Source organism: bacterium (assembly GCA_040755795.1).
GTDB lineage: Bacteria > UBA9089 > CG2-30-40-21 > CG2-30-40-21 > SBAY01 > JBFLXS01.
Window position 1 is genome coordinate 1 of the sequence record JBFLXS010000432.1, and the last position, 3,211, is coordinate 3,211.

General features: G+C 36.8%; 4 protein-coding genes and 1 pseudogene. All 5 read left to right on the plus strand.

The genetic code is table 11. From position 1 onward, the window contains the following. Positions 1–1,594: RHS repeat-associated core domain-containing protein (locus tag AB1414_17920; protein ID MEW6609292.1), on the plus strand; the 1,594-nt coding region annotated here is incomplete at its 5' end. Continuing rightward, complete coding sequence (locus AB1414_17925) at positions 1,594–1,977, plus strand: hypothetical protein (GenBank protein ID MEW6609293.1); 384 nt, start codon at positions 1,594–1,596, stop codon at positions 1,975–1,977. The genes AB1414_17920 and AB1414_17925, both read left to right, overlap by 1 nt. Before the next feature lie 122 nt (positions 1,978–2,099). Beyond that, positions 2,100–2,192, plus strand: a pseudogene (locus AB1414_17930) (RHS repeat-associated core domain-containing protein). A gap of 39 nt (positions 2,193–2,231) precedes the next feature. Then, positions 2,232–2,555 (plus strand): hypothetical protein, encoded by a 324-nt coding sequence (locus tag AB1414_17935; protein ID MEW6609294.1) that lies wholly within the window; start codon positions 2,232–2,234, stop codon positions 2,553–2,555. A gap of 2 nt (positions 2,556–2,557) precedes the next feature. Beyond that, positions 2,558–2,935 (plus strand): hypothetical protein, encoded by a 378-nt coding sequence (locus AB1414_17940; GenBank protein ID MEW6609295.1) that lies wholly within the window; start codon positions 2,558–2,560, stop codon positions 2,933–2,935. Positions 2,936–3,211: the final 276 nt, after the last annotated feature.

Sequence of the window (3,211 nt, forward strand, 5' to 3'; positions counted from 1 at the left end):
AACAGATGTTATTGACCCGTATTACAACACCACGCATTACGAATACGACGAAGCAAACAGGCGAAAAAAAATGACAATCTCAAAAACAGGCAATGAATATGAATACTCTTATGACAATGCGAACCAGATGCAGGCCGTCTGGGACAACTATGGAACATATACTTTTCAATACGACGCGTTCGGCAGGATGAGCAAAAAGACCCTGCCGAACGGGACATGGACAGAGCTCCAGAGCAACCATCTGGGGAATTTATTGAGCCTTATAAATTACAAATCCAACAACAGCGTAATATCTCAATACCTGTCACAGAACGCCGGAGATTTTGATATGATTGGGAACCGGAAGAAGGTTTTAACCCATGATGGCAATTATGAATACAATTACGACAGCATATATCAATTAACAGAGGCAAAACTGAACGGAAACCTGACCGAAGGTTATTCCTATGATTCCGTTGGAAACCGTATTGTAGGAGCGTATCGCGATACGCCCTCTGGAAATTACGTGTATGACAATGGCAACCGCCTTGAAACTTTGACACATGACACTATGACAGTTTCATATACCTACGACAACAACGGCAGCCGAATCACAAAGACAGATACAACCGGAGTAACAAATTACACCTACGATTATGAGAACCGGCTAAAGCGGATAGATTTTGCAAATGGCGACTATGCTGAATACACCTACGATGCCCTCGGCCGCCGAATCGAGAAAAAAGTATTTAATACTCAAAACTCATCACTCACGACTCATCGCTATGTTTACGATGGTGAGGATATCATCGCCGTTCTCGACAGTACAAATACAGCAATCGCAAGCATCACCCACGGGCCGGGAATCGACCATCCGTTATCATATCACGACCTTGTTGCTGACAGTACATATTATTATCACCAGGACTATCTCGGAAGTATTACTGCGATAACTGATAGTAACCAGAATGTAATTGAAACTTACAGATATGATTCGTATGGTAATCTTTTAACTTCTTTAAACGCTTCAACGCTTCAACTCATCTACGCATTTACTGGTAGAGAACTCGACCCCCAAAGCGGGCTCTATTTCTACAGGGCGAGATATTATGATTCAAAGGTTGGAAGATTTTTGGAGCCGGATCCAATTGGGTTCCTTGCAGGGGTTAACTTCTACGTTTATTGTAACAATAGCCCAGTAAATTGGATTGATCCATTGGGATTGGCGGTAGGTGATTGGTGGGATTATAAATCTAATATTGAATTTATTGCAAAAACAACTGCTGTTGAAGCATACAATGAAGCAAAACGATCTGGTCTCCCCGGAGCAGCTGGCGGACCGCAAGATGCTTATAGACATGCTCTTTGGAATCAAAAAATGAAAGAAGGATCGAGTCCTTTAAACGCACTTGTTGCTTCAACATATCATGAACTTGTTGATAATGTTAAGGATGGGACACAAACATGGGAAGATCTATTAATGGATATGCATAATAATTTAAAAGGGGCTTTATCTGATAAAGACGCATTAGATTTGCTTAAAGATGGAGAATTAAGGATTAATAAAATCGATCCACAAAAAGGTTATAAAAATTATAAGAGTAAATGTAAATAATGAAAATAAGAAATATTATATTAATCAAGTATTTAATAGTTTTGTTTGCCAGTGCGATATTATTTTCATGTTCATCTATACATTATGATGAAATGGTAATAATAGGAAATATTAAAGAAAAACAAAATATTGTATTCAATATTGATAAGGATAGGCCTGTTCATTCCGTATTGATTAAACTTATTGGTGAGATTGAAGGGACAGCTGTTTTAAATATAGTTAGTAACGAGGGTATACAGGATACTCTAAAATTAGGTAAAGGGGCAATTGATCAATCCATCAATAAAGAATGGTACAGTGATAAATGTATTTTAGAGTATAAACCTTTGGATGTAAAAAGTGGACAAATTACAATAAAGTATAAAATTAAGTATATAAAGTAAACTGAAGTAATATACGCCAACCGAAGATTTGAGTACCAGAACCAATAATCTTCGCCATATAAAAGGATTGATTTTGAAAAGTGATCTATGATAGATAAACAGGGCTCGGTTACTACGATCCCAAAGTCGGACGCTTCCTTGAGCCGGATCTGATTGGATTTCTTGCAGGAGTTAATTTTTATGCGTATTGCGGCAATAATCCAATTAATTTTGTTGATCCGTGGGGATGGTGTAAGAAAAAAAATTGGCGAGAAATGAATGCAGAAGAGATGAAAGAATATTGGAAAAATATGACTACTGAAGAAATGATTGAATTTGAGAAGGAAAATGGAAATGCTGGACGAATGTTCTGGGAAGATCCTGTTGTGTGGGGAACTATTGTTACAGCAGTTGTAAAAGTTGCTTATGAAATAGAAGTACTATTTAAAGGTGGGGAAGTTGTTATAAGGCAAGGTGGTAAAACGCAATTAAGAATTAATCCCACAGGAAATCCGGATGGAGATCCACCCAGTGATCGACCACATTATCACAGAAGACCTGGTATAGGAAAACACAGGCCATGGCAGGGAGGATGGTAATTATGGCAATAACCTACCCTGTATTTTTAATTGACCGTGATAAATGGATGTACAAGTTTAATAGTATTAATGAATTAAGAGGATACATAGAATTAATTGATGTAGAAGATAATGAATACAAAGGATGGGATATTAATGGTTTCCCTTTAGATTTGGTCATTGACAATAGAGAAATTCAAATAAAGCAAATTGACAATGACTCTCAGATAGAAGAATTAAGAAATTCTATTTTAAATTATACAAAACTTTTTAATCCAAAAACTCCTTTTAAATATTCTGGCCCAGAAAATGATTTTATAGAATTATTTAATGCGGCCGAAAAGCATGCCAAAATGTGGACATTTAGAGAAAGGTTTAAACGTTTATTTAAGAAGAGTTGATCTCACTTCCCCACCAACAACCTCTCCATTTCAAGGAACGCGTCAAGGATCTGTACAATCTGCTTGCGCAGGGGTGTAGGCAAACAAAGAATATTCGAAATAATTTACGGGAGTAAATTAGCTTGAACAGAGATATTGAATAATGAATTTTAACAGAACTTTGACAGTTAAACCCTAAAAAATCGCAAAAGAAGCGAAAAGAACCGCATAGAAATAAGGGGCGGTTCTTTTTTTTGGCCAAAGTGTAGTGCCATGTTTGATTAAAAATAATTAAAA

Excerpts from the sequence above, each read along its gene's own strand:
- AB1414_17925 (MEW6609293.1), top strand. The coding sequence starts at position 1,594 with ATGAAAATAAGAAATATTATATTAATCAAGTATTTAATAGTTTTGTTT.
- AB1414_17935 (MEW6609294.1), top strand. The coding sequence starts at position 2,232 with ATGAATGCAGAAGAGATGAAAGAATATTGGAAAAATATGACTACTGAA.
- AB1414_17940 (MEW6609295.1), top strand. The coding sequence starts at position 2,558 with ATGGCAATAACCTACCCTGTATTTTTAATTGACCGTGATAAATGGATG.